The sequence below is a fragment of the Flavobacterium sp. Sr18 genome, assembly GCF_011064265.1.
In the GTDB taxonomy this organism is placed as follows: Bacteria; Bacteroidota; Bacteroidia; order Flavobacteriales; family Flavobacteriaceae; genus Flavobacterium; species Flavobacterium petrolei.
The window spans coordinates 56356-71825 of the sequence record NZ_CP049329.1 but is presented as its reverse complement, the minus strand read 5'-3'; the positions used below and the strand labels follow the sequence as shown (position 1 = coordinate 71825).

Sequence of the window (15470 nt, the reverse complement as noted above, 5' to 3'; positions counted from 1 at the left end):
GCAATTACTGTAATGTTGTTTACATTGTATTATAAACATCAATCACATAATATCTTAACATACTGAGATAAAGAAAAAGTTTTTTTATTAGAAAGTTTCTTCTCTCCCGTCTTTTGGACGGGAGAGAAAAGCGTACATAAGCTTACGGGTTATTAGTACTACTCGACTATGACATTACTGCCTTTACATCTATAGCCTATCAACGTGGTCATCTCCCACGACCCTTAAAAGAAATCTCATCTTGTGGTGGGTTTCGCGCTTATATGCTTTCAGCGCTTATCCCTTCCAAACGTAGCTACTCTGCGATGCCACTGGCGTGACAACAGATACACTAGAGGTTTGTCCAATTCGGTCCTCTCGTACTAGAATCAGATCCACTCAAATTTCTTGCGCCCACAGTAGATAGAGACCGAACTGTCTCACGACGTTCTGAACCCAGCTCGCGTGCCACTTTAATGGGCGAACAGCCCAACCCTTGGGACCTTCTCCAGCCCCAGGATGTGACGAGCCGACATCGAGGTGCCAAACCCCCCCGTCGATATGAGCTCTTGGGGGAGATCAGCCTGTTATCCCCGGCGTACCTTTTATCCTTTGAGCGATGGCCCTTCCATGCGGAACCACCGGATCACTATGCTCTACTTTCGTACCTGATCGACCTGTATGTCTCTCAGTCAAGCTCCCTTATGCCATTGCACTCTACGCACGGTTACCAAGCGTACTGAGGGAACCTTTAGAAGCCTCCGTTACTCTTTTGGAGGCGACCACCCCAGTCAAACTACCCACCAAGCAATGTCCCCCGCATTACGGGGTTAGGCCTCAGATAAACAAAGGGTTGTATTTCAACAATGACTCCACAACGCCTAGCGACGCCACTTCACAGTCTCCAACCTATCCTACACATCATTTATCCAAGGTCAATACTAAGCTATAGTAAAGGTGCACAGGGTCTTTTCGTCCCACTGCGGGTAAGCGGCATCTTCACCGCTACTACAATTTCACCGAGCTCATGGCTGAGACAGTGTCCAGATCGTTACACCATTCGTGCAGGTCGGAACTTACCCGACAAGGAATTTCGCTACCTTAGGACCGTTATAGTTACGGCCGCCGTTTACTGGGGCTTCATTTCAATGCTTCTCCGAAGATAACATCTCCACTTAACCTTCCAGCACCGGGCAGGTGTCAGGCCCTATACTTCATCTTACGATTTTGCAGAGCCCTGTGTTTTTGATAAACAGTCGCCTGGACCTCTTCACTGCGGCCAGCATTGCTGCTGGCGACCCTTCTCCCGAAGTTACGGGTCTATTTTGCCTAATTCCTTAGCCATGAATCTCTCGAGCACCTTAGGATTCTCTCCTCGACTACCTGTGTCGGTTTGCGGTACGGGTACTTATTACCTGAAGTTTAGAGGTTTTTCTTGGAAGCCCTTAGGCGCACTATCTCTTTGTCCGAAGACTCCGAGTACTATCGTATTTCCCCAAAACCCGTGGATTTGCCTGCGGGTCTTATAGGTAGGTACTTCAACGAACTATTCCGTCAGTTCGCGGCGCTTTCATCACTCCGTCACCCCATCACAGTAATAACTAGTACGGGAATATTAACCCGTTGTCCATCGACTGTCCCTTTCGGGTTCGCCTTAGGTCCCGACTAACCCACAGCTGATTAGCATAGCTGTGGAAACCTTAGTCTTTCGGTGTGCGGGTTTCTCGCCCGCATTATCGTTACTTATGCCTACATTTTCTTTTCTAACCAGTCCAGCATGCCTTACGACACACCTTCTACCCTGTTAGAATGCTCCCCTACCACTTAGAGTAAACTCTAAATCCATAGCTTCGGTAATATACTTATGCCCGATTATTATCCATGCTCGTCCGCTCGACTAGTGAGCTGTTACGCACTCTTTAAATGAATGGCTGCTTCCAAGCCAACATCCTAGCTGTCTATGCAGACAAACCTCGTTCTTTCAACTTAGTATATATTTGGGGACCTTAGCTGATGGTCTGGGTTCTTTCCCTCTCGGACTTGGACCTTAGCACCCAAGCCCTCACTGTTATGAAACATTATATAGCATTCGGAGTTTGTCAGGAATTGGTAGGCGGTGAAGCCCCCGCATCCAATCAGTAGCTCTACCTCTATATAACTTTACGCATAACGCTGCACCTAAATGCATTTCGGGGAGTACGAGCTATTTCCGAGTTTGATTGGCCTTTCACCCCTACCCACAGGTCATCCGAAGACTTTTCAACGTCAACCGGTTCGGACCTCCACACTGTGTTACCAGCGCTTCATCCTGCCCATGGGTAGATCACACGGTTTCGCGTCTAACACTACTGACTAAAGCGCCCTATTCAGACTCGCTTTCGCTACGGATCCGTGGCTTAACCACTTATCCTTGCCAGCAACGTTAACTCGTAGGCTCATTATGCAAAAGGCACGCCGTCACCCCACGAAAGGGCTCCGACCGCTTGTAAGCGTATGGTTTCAGGATCTATTTCACTCCGTTATTCACGGTTCTTTTCACCTTTCCCTCACGGTACTGGTTCACTATCGGTCTCTCAGGAGTATTTAGCCTTAGCGGATGGTCCCGCCAAATTCAGACAGGATTTCTCGTGTCCCGCCCTACTCAGGATACCACTATCGTTATCTTCTTTTACTTATACAGGGCTATCACCTTCTTTGGCTCTACTTTCCAGTAGATTCTAATTCAATCCGCAACAAATGTCGTGGTCCTACAACCCCAATATTGCCGTAACAACATTGGTTTGGGCTAATCCGCGTTCGCTCGCCACTACTTACGGAATCACTTTTGTTTTCTTCTCCTCCGCCTACTTAGATGTTTCAGTTCAGCGGGTTTGCCCACCTATCGGTGTACTATGTCTTCAACATAGTGGGTTGCCCCATTCAGGTATCTACGGATCATATCGTGTGTGCCAATCCCCGTAGCTTTTCGCAGCTTATCACGCCTTTCATCGCCTCTGAGAGCCAAGGCATCCCCCATACGCCCTTATTTTGCTTATTGTACCAATCTTAAAATTAATTAAGACCGTTTCTTTTACTTGTCTAATGATAAACAAGCAAAAAATGCTTTCTACTTTTTATTATTTTCTTATCTCAATATGTCAATGAACTTTTATCCTTTCGGATCTGTGGAGAATAACGGAGTCGAACCGTTGACCTCCTGCGTGCAAGGCAGGCGCTCTAGCCAGCTGAGCTAATCCCCCAATCTAATTATGAATTGTGAATTATGAATTATGAAATATTTTCATAACTCCTCAACTCTAGAATTTCTTCTTTTCTTTTAAGTGTAAATTGTTGTCTCGGACAGACTCGAACTGTCGACCCCTACATTATCAGTGTAGTACTCTAACCAGCTGAGCTACGAGACACTCTTATTCTTAAATGGTATTATTTGAACTAACAGCAAGAGTAATAAAATGTTGGTATCTGTTTCCAACTTGAACTTTCGTCTTCTTTCCCTAGCGTGTATTGCTACTAACACTAAGGCTCTAGAAAGGAGGTGTTCCAGCCGCACCTTCCGGTACGGCTACCTTGTTACGACTTAGCCCTAGTTACCAGTTTTACCCTAGGCAGCTCCTTGCGGTCACCGACTTCAGGCACCCCCAGCTTCCATGGCTTGACGGGCGGTGTGTACAAGGCCCGGGAACGTATTCACCGGATCATGGCTGATATCCGATTACTAGCGATTCCAGCTTCACGGAGTCGAGTTGCAGACTCCGATCCGAACTGTGACCGGTTTTATAGATTCGCTCCTGGTCGCCCAGTGGCTGCTCTCTGTACCGGCCATTGTAGCACGTGTGTAGCCCAAGGCGTAAGGGCCGTGATGATTTGACGTCATCCCCACCTTCCTCACAGTTTGCACTGGCAGTCTTGTTAGAGTTCCCGACATGACTCGCTGGCAACTAACAACAGGGGTTGCGCTCGTTATAGGACTTAACCTGACACCTCACGGCACGAGCTGACGACAACCATGCAGCACCTTGTAAATTGTCTTGCGAAAAGTCTGTTTCCAAACCGGTCAATCTACATTTAAGCCTTGGTAAGGTTCCTCGCGTATCATCGAATTAAACCACATGCTCCACCGCTTGTGCGGGCCCCCGTCAATTCCTTTGAGTTTCATTCTTGCGAACGTACTCCCCAGGTGGGATACTTATCACTTTCGCTTAGCCACTGAGATTGCTCCCAACAGCTAGTATCCATCGTTTACGGCGTGGACTACCAGGGTATCTAATCCTGTTCGCTACCCACGCTTTCGTCCATCAGCGTCAATCCATTAGTAGTAACCTGCCTTCGCAATTGGTATTCCATGTAATCTCTAAGCATTTCACCGCTACACTACATATTCTAGTTACTTCCTAATAATTCAAGTCAGACAGTATCAATGGCCGTTCCACCGTTGAGCGATGGGCTTTCACCACTGACTTACCTGACCGCCTACGGACCCTTTAAACCCAATGATTCCGGATAACGCTTGGATCCTCCGTATTACCGCGGCTGCTGGCACGGAGTTAGCCGATCCTTATTCTTACGATACCGTCAAGACTCTACACGTAGAGTTGTTTCTTCTCGTATAAAAGCAGTTTACAATCCATAGGACCGTCATCCTGCACGCGGCATGGCTGGATCAGGCTTGCGCCCATTGTCCAATATTCCTCACTGCTGCCTCCCGTAGGAGTCTGGTCCGTGTCTCAGTACCAGTGTGGGGGATCTCCCTCTCAGGACCCCTACCCATCGTTGCCTTGGTAAGCCGTTACCTTACCAACTAGCTAATGGGACGCATGCTCATCTTTCACCGTTGTGACTTTAATATCATGTTGATGCCAACTCGATATACTATGAGGTATTAATCCAAATTTCTCTGGGCTATCCCTCTGTGAAAGGTAGATTGCATACGCGTTACGCACCCGTGCGCCGGTCTCTAATTCCGAAGAACTATACCCCTCGACTTGCATGTGTTAAGCCTGCCGCTAGCGTTCATCCTGAGCCAGGATCAAACTCTTCATCGTATATTGTTTGCTTGATTACTCAAGCTATTGTTATTCGACTAAATTCTAGTGGTTTTTTCAAATCTTCCGATTCTATTACTCTTATTCTTTTGTTCTAAGATCTCTCTTAAAACGGCTGTCAATTCAATATGTCTAGGAACGTGTTCTTATCTTGTTTTTTAACTCCTTTTAACACTTGTTAAAGTGTTTCTCGAAGCGGGTGCAAAAGTACAACTTTCTTTTTAACTGACAAGAAAAATTTGAAGTTTTTTTTAAGATAAATTTTATCTCGTTTACTTCTCTTTTCTTATCAATCTGTCAAGGAACTTTGCGCGTTTTGCGGGGTGCAAAGGTAACATCCGTTTTCTAATCTCACAAGCTTTTTTAATCTTTTTTTGAAAATAAATTTTCTGCTTTGATTAACTTTACTTGCCAGTATTTAAAAGAACCTCTGCGTCATTGCGGGTGCAAAACTAGCACCTTTATTGCGTTATTCAAGCTTTTTTAAACCTTTTTTTTACCCTTTTCTTAACTTTATCTTTAAACTGCTGAAAACATGCTTTTTGAAGTACGAAGTTTTTCAACTTTAAAGACCTGTTCAAAGAAAAGGTTGGCTGTATCGAACATAAATGAGCGTTTCTATAGCCTTAAACCGTTTAACAACGGTCTTGCCTTACCCAAACAATCTTGTTCAATTCATCATTTGTTCCCTGTTTCCTAGTTCATCACTACACATCTAATCCTAAAAACAGCTTATCTTGGCTATTTTCTATGGAGAAACAAAGCTGAAGCAGTAAAATGACTTTATCCTTTACCTTATATAGGACGAAGCTTTTCTAATTTCTCATATATAAGGTAACGGATTTTGTGTTGGCGTTAGTTCTTATCCTCTTGATTGAACTGGATATCTTAATTATTCTAAACCCGCGTTAGGGATAGAAGCGGAAAGCCCACAGTCTCGTCTTTTCGGACGAGACGAGGACTTGAAGCGGATAGCCCGACTCTTTATATAAAGAAAGGCGGTTATCTTTTTTGGATAACCGCCTTTCCTTATATAATGAGGAACGCACTGATGAATTTTATTTCTTTAGACTTTCAGCTCTGGACTCCCAGGAATCAGTTAGATTGGTATAATCAACGGGTTTTGCAGGATTCTGGTTTTGCAATCTTCCGGAATCAAATGCCCGTACTAATATAGTTTCTATCAGGTAGTCTTCATTAACATCAAAAGGCGCATACTTTGTTTTTAAATTAATATCAAACATACTTGCTGCAGTATTCGACCAAAATGCTTTCCAGCCACTTTTGAGACTTTTTACTAATTCATAAGTTGTGGTGCCAGTTTGACGGTGTATTAGCTTTACCAATATTTGACCTTGTTTACGGGAAAGCTTTTTAAGTTTAGCTTCAAACTCGTCGCTCAAATAACTTTCAACTATTTTAAAGTATCTTTTTTTCTCTTTATTTGTTTTAAGGTTAGCCATTCCTCTATTTAAGTTCGACAATCTCTCAGACGCTAGCTTTGCATAAGGATAGGTTTTATAAACACGACTTTGTAGCAGTAAAAATTGCTTTCTTGCTTCGGGATCCGTTTTCCCCTTATATATCAACACTTCTGGTAGTTGAATGGTGTCACCAAGAATAAATTCATCTTCTCCTAATTCATATCCCATCTTTGTAGTATCCTGAGGTATTACCTGAGCACTAACAGTCATAACGGTACATATAAAAAACAACAGAAATTTGATTAGCTTCATACAGGAAATTTTAATTGCCAAAATTATACATTATATATACAACTGTAATGCCAAATTTATAATTTAGCAAAAAAATAATTTTATGAGCACTAAATCAATATTAAACAAGTCATCAATTGAGTTTTTAGAAAACTACCTTAATAATGCATCACCCACAGGTTATGAAAGTGGAGGACAGAAATTATGGATGGAATACCTGAAACCTTATGTAGATACTTTTATAACGGACACTTATGGTTCTGCAGTTGGAATCATAAATCCAGATGCACCTTATAAGGTAGTGATTGAAGGTCATGCTGACGAAATTTCATGGTATGTAAATTATATTACTGATGATGGATTAATCTACGTTATTAGAAACGGTGGTTCCGATCACCAAATTGCACCTTCAAAACGCGTTAACATTCATACTAAAGCAGGAATTGTAAAAGGTGTTTTTGGCTGGCCGGCTATTCATACCCGCAATAGAGGAAAAGAAGAAGTGGCAAAAGTTGACAATCTATTCATTGATATTGGTTGTGAAACTAAAGAACAGGTAGATAAAATGGGTGTTCATGTAGGTTGTGTAATTACATATCCTGATGAATTCATGATTTTAAACGAAAACAAATTTGTTTGTCGCGCGATTGACAACCGCATGGGTGGATTTATGATTGCCGAAGTGGCTCGGTTGCTTCACGAAAACAAAATAAAACTTCCTTTTGGATTGTATATTACTAATTCGGTTCAGGAAGAAGTAGGTCTTCGTGGTGCAGAAATGATTACCAAAACGATCAAACCAAACGTAGCAATTGTAACTGATGTTTGCCATGACTCCACTACTCCAATGATCGAAAAGAAAATTGAAGGAGATACTAAAATTGGTAAAGGTCCAGTAGTAACCTATGCGCCTGCTGTTCAGAATAATTTGAGAGAATTGATTTTAGAAACTGCTATGGCAAAAGAAATTCCGTTCCAAAGATTGGCTTCCTCACGTGTTACCGGAACAGATACCGATGCTTTTGCGTACAGTAATGGCGGCGTGGCTTCGGCTTTAATATCCTTGCCGTTGCGTTATATGCATACCACGGTTGAAATGGTACATCGTGAAGATGTTGAAAACGTGATTAAATTAATTTATGAAACCTTATTGAAATTAGAAAACGAAGAAACATTCTCTTATTTCAAATAGTTTTAGGCGCTAATCCCGTCCCGTTCTAAAAACGAGATTGAAATCTTTCCCTTTTTGGCAGCAAAAAGCAAAAAGGATTTCCACTTTAAACGAAGTTCACTGAACTCCGCTGAAAGTAGAAACAAAGTGAAGTAATCGGGTCTAAAAACCGTAGTTCAAATTATGAATTGCGGTTTTTTTGTTAACTTTACTCATACAATTGATAAAAATGCAATCAACCGCCAAATCAATAGAAGCATATTTAGAAGAAATTCCACTGGAAAGAAAAATAGCTTTTACAAAACTCCGGGAAACTATACTAGAGAATATTCCAAAAGGATTTGTTGAACAAATATCATACGGCATGATTGGCTATGTAGTTCCACATTCCATTTATCCTAACGGCTACCATTGTGAACCAAAACTTCCGTTACCCTTTATAGCTATTGCTTCGCAAAAAAATTTCATTGCGCTTTACCACATGGGTATTTACGCCAAACCGGAACTATTGAATTGGTTTGTGACCGAATATCCAAAGCACAGCAAACAAAAATTAGACATGGGAAAAAGTTGCATCCGATTTAAAAAGATGGACCAAATCCCTTTTGATTTAATTGCTGAACTCGTACAAAAAATGTCAATGGATGAATGGATAACTTCTTATGAATCATCATTCAAAAAATAAAAAAAAACCGCAATTCAAAATTAAGAATTGCGGTTTTTTATTTTTTATCGAAAATGGCACTATCTGTTCGCTAGATATTCCAAAACATTTTTCTCGATTCTTTCATCTATATTACTGATGTCTGCTTTTACAAATTTTTCTCCTAAGATATTTTCGTATAATTCAATATATCTTTCAGAAACTGTTTCTATGTATTCGTCCGTCATATCAGGAATTTGTTGCCCTTCCAATCCTTGAAAACCATTTTCGATTAACCAACGACGAACAAACTCTTTCGATAATTGTTTTTGTTCTTCGCCGCTGTTTTGACGTTCCTGGTATCCTTCTGCGTAAAAATAACGAGAAGAATCCGGTGTGTGAATTTCGTCAATCAAGACAATTACACCTTCTTTAGTTTTACCAAATTCATATTTGGTGTCCACCAAAATCAAACCACGACTAGCAGCAATTTCAGATCCTCTTTGAAACAAATCTCTTGTGAATTTTTCTAAAACTACATAATCTTCTTCAGAAACAATTCCTTTCGATAAAATATCCTCACGAGAAATATCAGCATCATGTTCTCCATTATCCGCTTTGGTTGTCGGCGTAATAATAGGTTCTGGGAATTTATCATTTTCCTTCAAATAGTCAGGCATTGAAACTCCGCAAATTTCTCTTTTGCCAAGAGCATATTCGCGAGCAGCATGTCCTGAAAGATAACCACGAATCACCATTTCTACTTTGAAAGGCTCACATAAATGACCAACAGCTACATTTGGATCAGGAGTTGCAATTAACCAGTTAGGAACAATATCCTCCGTCAATTCCATAAATTTAGTAGCAATCTGGTTTAGAATTTGACCTTTATATGGAATTCCTTTTGGCAAAACTACATCAAAAGCTGAAAGCCTGTCTGTAGCTACCATAATCAAAAGTTCATCATTAATATTATACACTTCTCTTACTTTACCGCGGTAAACAGATTTCTGGTTTGGAAAATTAAAATCAGTAGTTGTGATGGTGTTGCTCATTATACTAGTTATGTGTGTTTATTTTTAGTTCCTGCAAATTTAAAACTATTTCATAGAGTTTCGCAAAGAACAGAACTCTTAAATTTCATTTTTATATTTAAAGTTATTTTTTAAGCAACGTTTCATTAAACAAATTTAAGATTCGGCTGTATTCATCTACCCAAGAATAGGTTTCTTTAAAACCATGAGCTTCCACCGGGAAACTGGATAAACTCCATTTTTTCTTCCCTAATTCTATAAAACGCTGAGACAAACGAACAATATCTTTATATTCTACATTGTCATCTACCATTCCGTGAAGCATCAATAAATCCCCTTGTAAATTATCGGCAAAATAGATGGGAGAACTTTTTTTGTAGGCATCCGGATCCGTTTCGGGAAAATTAAGAATGTTTCCGGTGTAGCCATGATTGTAATGCGCCCAATCCGTAACAGAACGTAATGCTGCACCCGAAGCAAACTCCTTTGGAGTTGTTAGCATTCCCATCAACGTGATGAAACCTCCATAAGAACCACCATAAATCCCAACTCTTGACGCGTCAATTCCGTAATTTTCGACTAGATATTTCTTGCCGTCAATTTGATCTGTTAAATCTTTTCCGCCCATAAAACGGTAAATTCCTGTTCTAAAATCACGTCCGTATCCATCACTTCCTCTATAATCAATATCCAAAACGGTATAGCCTAAATCGACTAATAAATTATGAAACATGTATTCTCTGTGGTACGTACTCCAATAATTATGCGCATTTTGCAAATAACCAGCTCCATGTACAAACAAGATTGCTGCTTTGTTCGCATTGGCAGTTTGTGGTTTGTACAACCTGGCATTCACCGAAGTTCCATCCTGCGCTTTGAAAGTAATTACTTCCGGCTCACGCCAAGAATATCCTCTGAAACTTTCCGATGTTGAAGTCGTTATCTGATTTAAGTTGGTATTCTGTTTATTAGGCGCTACATACAATTCCCAAGGTTTATTTTTATACGAATAACGAACTAATAAGGAACTTTCGTCGGGAGACAAACTCACTTCATGAGCGCCATCTTTAGTTAAAATAGGTTGTAAAACAGGATCTGCCACTTCCAATTTATAAAAATTTCTGTTTCCCGGGTGTGTCGTTGTTGTGGATAAATAAAAAGACTTTTTATCTTTTGACAAATTCACATTGCGCACTTCCCAATTTCCTTTGGTCAGCTGTGTTTTCTTTTTTGACTTTAAATTATATGAATACAAATGAGAATAACCCGTTTCTTCGGATTGGAAATAAACGGTTTCATTATCTCCCAAAAATCCAAGCGTTCCTCTTCCGTAAGAATTGGAGGGAATTCCAGGTCCGCCAATCCAAGCTTCATCATGTTGATGATCTAATTCCTGAAAAGTTCCTTTCTCAAGATTTAAACTGACAATCCATCGGTATTTGTTGTCCTGACTTCTTATTTCAGCAATGGCGTAAGAACCATTTTCATTATAAACAGGTTCCTGAACTACAATTAGTTTATCCTTTTTTGCTGCAGTTTTTGATTTTTCATAGGACTCAAAATATTTAGGAACATCCTGAATGTGACTCAACGATGAAAAATTCACAAAATAAACAGAATCTTTGGCGATGTTATAAATCCCGAATTTGGTTGCCAATAAATTATCTACAGAAACTTTTTCCTTCGTATCTTCAATTTCATTGTAGCCATCAGCAGTTATAAAAAGTTCCATTTTTTCACTCTTGCGTTCTGAATCCTCTATTAATCTAAAGGTGGCGAAATTTCCTTTTGGATCAACTTTTAAGCTTCCAAAAGTATTTTTTCCATAATAATACGGTTTTGGAAAATCAGATTTTGTAGTTTTCGATTTTGCCAAATTCCATTTTTTCAGTGCTTCCTGATCTCTGACAAATTGAAACAATTCCTCCTGTTGGCTTTTCAAAAAAGATTCTTTATCAGAGGCTTTCTCTTCTGATTTTCCTTTACGAAAGTTGGTGATTTGAATAATAGAGCCTTCATTCGTATTAAACTGAAAAAGATTTTCATTTTGTCTGAAATAAAGAATTCCAGGCACAGCACCCATTTGTAAATTAGCAATCGGACTGCTTTGTTGATACAATTTTTTTGAGGTTTTACTTTTCAAAGAATATGAAAATAGTCTTCCTTTATCGATGTAATAATACAAATCAGGATTGTTTGTTTTTTTGAAATCAAATTTTGAAAAAGCAGCTTCATTTGGTGTTACCAATTCAGGTTTTGATAATCCATTTTTCCAAAAAGTAAGTACTTGTACCCAATTCATTATTTGGATTCCAATCAAAATAAACTTTCTGTCCATCTAAAGACCATCTTTCATTCTCTGGTTGCGCACCAATGAAAGCGTTGCCTTTCATGATTTCTTCCAGTTTTAGCGTTTGACTTTGCATTGTTATGGAAAACAAAATACAGATGGCAAGGATTATTTTTTTGTTCATTCAGTTTTAATTTTATGTTTAAATTAGCAAGTATAGTTAGTTAAAAAAAATTAATTGTTCAATAATTCCTGAGCTATATATTTCGCAACTCCTTCATTATCATTAGTCAAAATGACTTCTAAATGGGAAAGTTTATTTTTCAAGCTTTCAGGAGCATTTCCCATTACCAAAGCTTTACCAGAGGATTTAAGCATATTTTCATCATTATAGCCATCACCAAAAGAAATAGTTTGTTCGAAAACAAAATTCTCTTTTTCCAGAATTTTTGCAATTGCGACACTTTTATCTACGGACTTGTCCATAAATTCCAAACAAAAAGGCAAACTAAACGCGTGACTAAAAAGTTCAGTATGATTCTCTAAAATTCGGTCTCTTAATTCAATTAATTTGGAGTGTTTTTCGTGTGTGAAAAATAATTTTATTCCGCTGACATCATCTAAAGTCTCGAAATCAACAATTTCAGGCATGTAATTCAATTCTGCCTGAAAACTATTTAATTTTTCATTTATTTTATTGGTTTGCCAAACATTTTCTTTGAATAAAACGGTCGTAATCTCAGGGTCAATATCTAAATTTAATATTGATTTTATGTCGTCGCTTTTTATATCGAAAGAGAATAGAAGTTCTTTTTCAGGAGAATGAATTCGGGCTCCATTTGAAGTAACTAAATAAACTGGGCATCCTAAACCCTCAACCAAAGGCATTGCATCCAAGTGATGACGACCAGTTGCTACAATAATTAAATAATTTTGATTGTGGAGTTCTTGAAAAACAGTTTTGGTGTATTGGGATATTTTGTGATCTGAATTGAGTAACGTTCCGTCTAAATCACTGATAACTACTTTAATTTTTTCTTTTAAAATCATTTTTTTTAACTGAGATTTTATTAATTCCAAATTTATTGCATTTTTAAGACATACAAAAGGAATCAATCGGATTTTATTTAAAGCTTTACGGGTAAACTGGTAGCTTTTTTTTAAATAATAAAGCGGAAAGGAAATCCATTCTCTACTGTAAATGAACTTGCTTTCCGCTCCAAAAAATTTTATTTATTTCCTAATCGTTATTCTCAATCATTTTATAAGCATCAATTACTTTTTTGACTAATCGGTGTCGTACAATGTCTTTGTCATCCAGATAAATGATTCCGATTCCATCAACATCTTTCAAAACCAATAAGGCTTCTTTGAGTCCGGAAATGGTTCTTCGTGGTAAATCGACCTGACCTGGATCACCAGTAATCATAAATTTAGCACTTTTCCCCATACGGGTAAGAAACATTTTCATTTGGGAATGTGTAGTATTTTGGGCTTCATCCAAAATTACAAAAGCATTATCCAATGTTCTACCTCGCATAAATGCCAAAGGCGCAATTTGGATAACTCCTTTTAGAATATAATCTTCCAGTTTTTCATTAGGCAACATATCGCGCAACGCGTCATATAAAGGTTGCATATACGGATCTAGTTTTTCCTTCATATCTCCTGGTAAAAAACCTAGGTTCTCCCCTGCTTCTACCGCTGGTCTAGTCAATATTATACGTTTAACTTGTTTTTCTTTCAGCGCTTTTATAGCCATGGCTACACCTGTATATGTTTTTCCGGTTCCAGCTGGTCCAACGGCAAAAACCATATCATTCTTTTCCATGGTATCCACCAACAATTGCTGATTAGGAGTCATAGCCTTAATGATTCTCCCGCCTACTCCATGCACTAATATTTTATCCTGTCCTGGAAATTTTCTATCTTCCTGAACATCGCCAAGGATAACGCGCTCAATTACATTGTTATCAATGTTATTGTACCTCGAAAAGTGCACCATTAATCGTTGAAACCGTTTTTCAAATTCGTCTAAAACTTCTTTTTCTCCAAAAGCTTTTAAAGTTGTTCCCCGAGCGACAATTTTCAATTTTGGATAATATTTTTTAATTGTTTCAAGATGAGTGTCTTGAGCGCCCCAAAAGTCTTTTGGAGCGATGTCTATGAGCTCGATTATTCTTTCGTTCAAATGCTGTTGTTTTTAAATTAAAATGAGTGAATTAATAAATTTTGTATCAAAGCCAATAAATGTTGTATTAATTTGAATTTGTCTTTTGTTTTTTGCTTTTTTGAATTTACTATTATTAGCTTTGCGTCTCTCAAATTTAATGAAAATTAGGTTTACAAAACACCAATAGTTATAAACAAATTTATGTCAATAATTACCCTTACTTCCGATTATGGCTTGAAAGACCACTTTGTAGGTGCGTTGAAAGGGAAAATTTTATCTGAGTATTCCGAAGCAAAAATCATTGACATTTCACATGAAATTGACCCATTCAACACGGTAGAAGCAAGTTACATTATTAGCGCTTCGTATTCAAGCTTCCCAAAAGGAACTGTTCACCTTATTGGGGTGGATATGGAACACAATAAGGAAAACCAACATATTGTGATGCAATGGAACGATCATTATTTTATTGCCGCCGATAATGGTATTTTAAGCATGCTTTCGCAAAAAATTGTCCCGCAAAAAATCGTGGCGATTAATATTCACGATCGTTTACCCAGTGATGCAGCGGATCTGGATGTGTTTGTAAAAGTAGCCTGCCATCTTGCCAAAGGTGGTTTAATGAACGTTATTGGTAAAGAAATAAACACGATTAAACAAGTCACCGACTTACAAGCTGTTCTTTCCGCTGATGGAAATTCGCTGAAAGGACACGTGATTTATATTGACCATTTTGGAAATGTAATTATTAATATTTCTAAAAAGTATTTTATCGAAGTTGCCAAAGGAAGACCGTATGAAATTGTTTTGAAAACCAAAAATATCAAAACAATTTTGCCCAACTATTCTGCCATTGCAAATTCTGATAAATATCCTATCAAATCATATGAGGGCGAAAAATTAGCGATTTTCAACGAAGCCGGTTTTCTTGAAATTGCTATTTTTAGAAGCAATCCTTCTAAAGTGGGTTCTGCAAATAGTTTACTGGGATTAAATTATAGGGATGTTATTATTATAAAATTCGTTTAAAGTTGAGTAGCTTTAAACGAATTAAACTTTAAACATTAAACAAAAAAACAATGTTTGTACGAATAGTAAAATTGAGTTTTCACGAGGAACATATTCCTTCATTTTTAGAAAACTTTGAGTTAATGAAAGATAAAATACGAAATGCGCCCGGAAATCGTTTTTTAGAATTGTATCAGGATAAAAATAACAAAAGTATTTTCTTCACTTACAGCTATTGGGAAACTGAAGCTGATTTAGAAAATTACAGGAATTCCGAGCTTTTTTACGACGTTTGGACATTCACCAAGAAATTATTCAACGACAAACCAGAAGCGTGGAGTGTGGATAAATTAGTAAGTTTAGAATAAAAAATAGTTTAAAGTTTAAGGTTTAAAGTTGTTGGATTGGGAACTTT

The 15470-nt window shown here is 38.5% G+C and carries 10 protein-coding genes, 2 tRNA genes and 2 rRNA genes; 4 read left to right on the top strand and 10 right to left on the bottom strand.

Features of this window, described 5'->3' with window-relative positions:
• Positions 1–132: 132 nt before the first annotated feature.
• The 5 genes from G7A72_RS00365 to G7A72_RS00345 form a co-directional block, all read right to left on the bottom strand.
• Positions 133–3016, bottom strand: a 23S ribosomal RNA gene (locus G7A72_RS00365).
• Positions 3017–3144: 128 nt separating this feature from the next.
• A tRNA-Ala gene (locus tag G7A72_RS00360) sits at positions 3145–3218 on the bottom strand.
• A 91-nt stretch (positions 3219–3309) separates the two neighbouring features.
• Positions 3310–3383, bottom strand: a tRNA-Ile gene (locus G7A72_RS00355).
• 124 nt (positions 3384–3507) lie between these two features.
• Positions 3508–5021: ribosomal RNA gene (locus tag G7A72_RS00350) — 16S ribosomal RNA — on the bottom strand.
• The 16S and 23S rRNA genes sit together here with 2 tRNA genes alongside, the layout of an rRNA operon.
• 1058 nt (positions 5022–6079) lie before the next feature.
• On the bottom strand, positions 6080–6757 hold the full coding sequence (locus G7A72_RS00345) for a DUF4294 domain-containing protein (RefSeq protein ID WP_113667215.1): 678 nt from the start codon (positions 6755–6757) through the stop codon (positions 6080–6082).
• 82 nt (positions 6758–6839) lie between these two features.
• Between G7A72_RS00345 and G7A72_RS00340 the strand changes: the two genes are divergently transcribed.
• Together G7A72_RS00340 and G7A72_RS00335 are read left to right on the top strand one after the other, a co-directional pair.
• Complete coding sequence (locus G7A72_RS00340; RefSeq protein WP_165150990.1) at positions 6840–7928, top strand: M42 family metallopeptidase; 1089 nt, start codon at positions 6840–6842, stop codon at positions 7926–7928.
• A gap of 208 nt (positions 7929–8136) precedes the next feature.
• Complete coding sequence (locus G7A72_RS00335; protein ID WP_165150989.1) at positions 8137–8592, top strand: DUF1801 domain-containing protein; 456 nt, start codon at positions 8137–8139, stop codon at positions 8590–8592.
• 59 nt (positions 8593–8651) lie between these two features.
• Here G7A72_RS00335 and G7A72_RS00330 read toward each other — a convergent pair whose 3' ends face one another.
• The 5 genes from G7A72_RS00330 to G7A72_RS00315 form a co-directional block, all read right to left on the bottom strand.
• Entirely contained in the window at positions 8652–9605 is a 954-nt protein-coding gene (locus G7A72_RS00330; RefSeq protein WP_165150988.1) for a phosphoribosylaminoimidazolesuccinocarboxamide synthase, read from the bottom strand.
• A gap of 103 nt (positions 9606–9708) precedes the next feature.
• Entirely contained in the window at positions 9709–11886 is a 2178-nt protein-coding gene (locus G7A72_RS00325; protein WP_241258553.1) for a prolyl oligopeptidase family serine peptidase, read from the bottom strand.
• Positions 11834–12058, bottom strand: a complete 225-nt coding sequence (locus G7A72_RS16555) for a hypothetical protein (RefSeq protein ID WP_241258552.1) — start codon at positions 12056–12058, stop codon at positions 11834–11836. The genes G7A72_RS00325 and G7A72_RS16555 overlap by 53 nt, the downstream gene beginning before the upstream one ends.
• Before the next feature lie 50 nt (positions 12059–12108).
• On the bottom strand, positions 12109–12924 hold the full coding sequence (locus tag G7A72_RS00320; protein ID WP_165150987.1) for an HAD family hydrolase: 816 nt from the start codon (positions 12922–12924) through the stop codon (positions 12109–12111).
• A gap of 190 nt (positions 12925–13114) precedes the next feature.
• The gene (locus G7A72_RS00315; protein ID WP_165150986.1) at positions 13115–14065 is read right to left on the bottom strand and encodes a PhoH family protein; all 951 of its coding nucleotides are present in this window, start codon (positions 14063–14065) and stop codon (positions 13115–13117) included.
• 183 nt (positions 14066–14248) lie between these two features.
• On the opposite strand from G7A72_RS00315, the gene G7A72_RS00310 reads away from it, so the two are divergent.
• Both G7A72_RS00310 and G7A72_RS00305 read left to right on the top strand, forming a co-directional pair.
• Positions 14249–15076, top strand: a complete 828-nt coding sequence (locus G7A72_RS00310) for an S-adenosyl-l-methionine hydroxide adenosyltransferase family protein (RefSeq protein ID WP_165150985.1) — start codon at positions 14249–14251, stop codon at positions 15074–15076.
• A 50-nt stretch (positions 15077–15126) separates the two neighbouring features.
• On the top strand, positions 15127–15423 hold the full coding sequence (locus G7A72_RS00305; protein WP_165150984.1) for a putative quinol monooxygenase: 297 nt from the start codon (positions 15127–15129) through the stop codon (positions 15421–15423).
• Positions 15424–15470 lie beyond the last annotated feature (47 nt).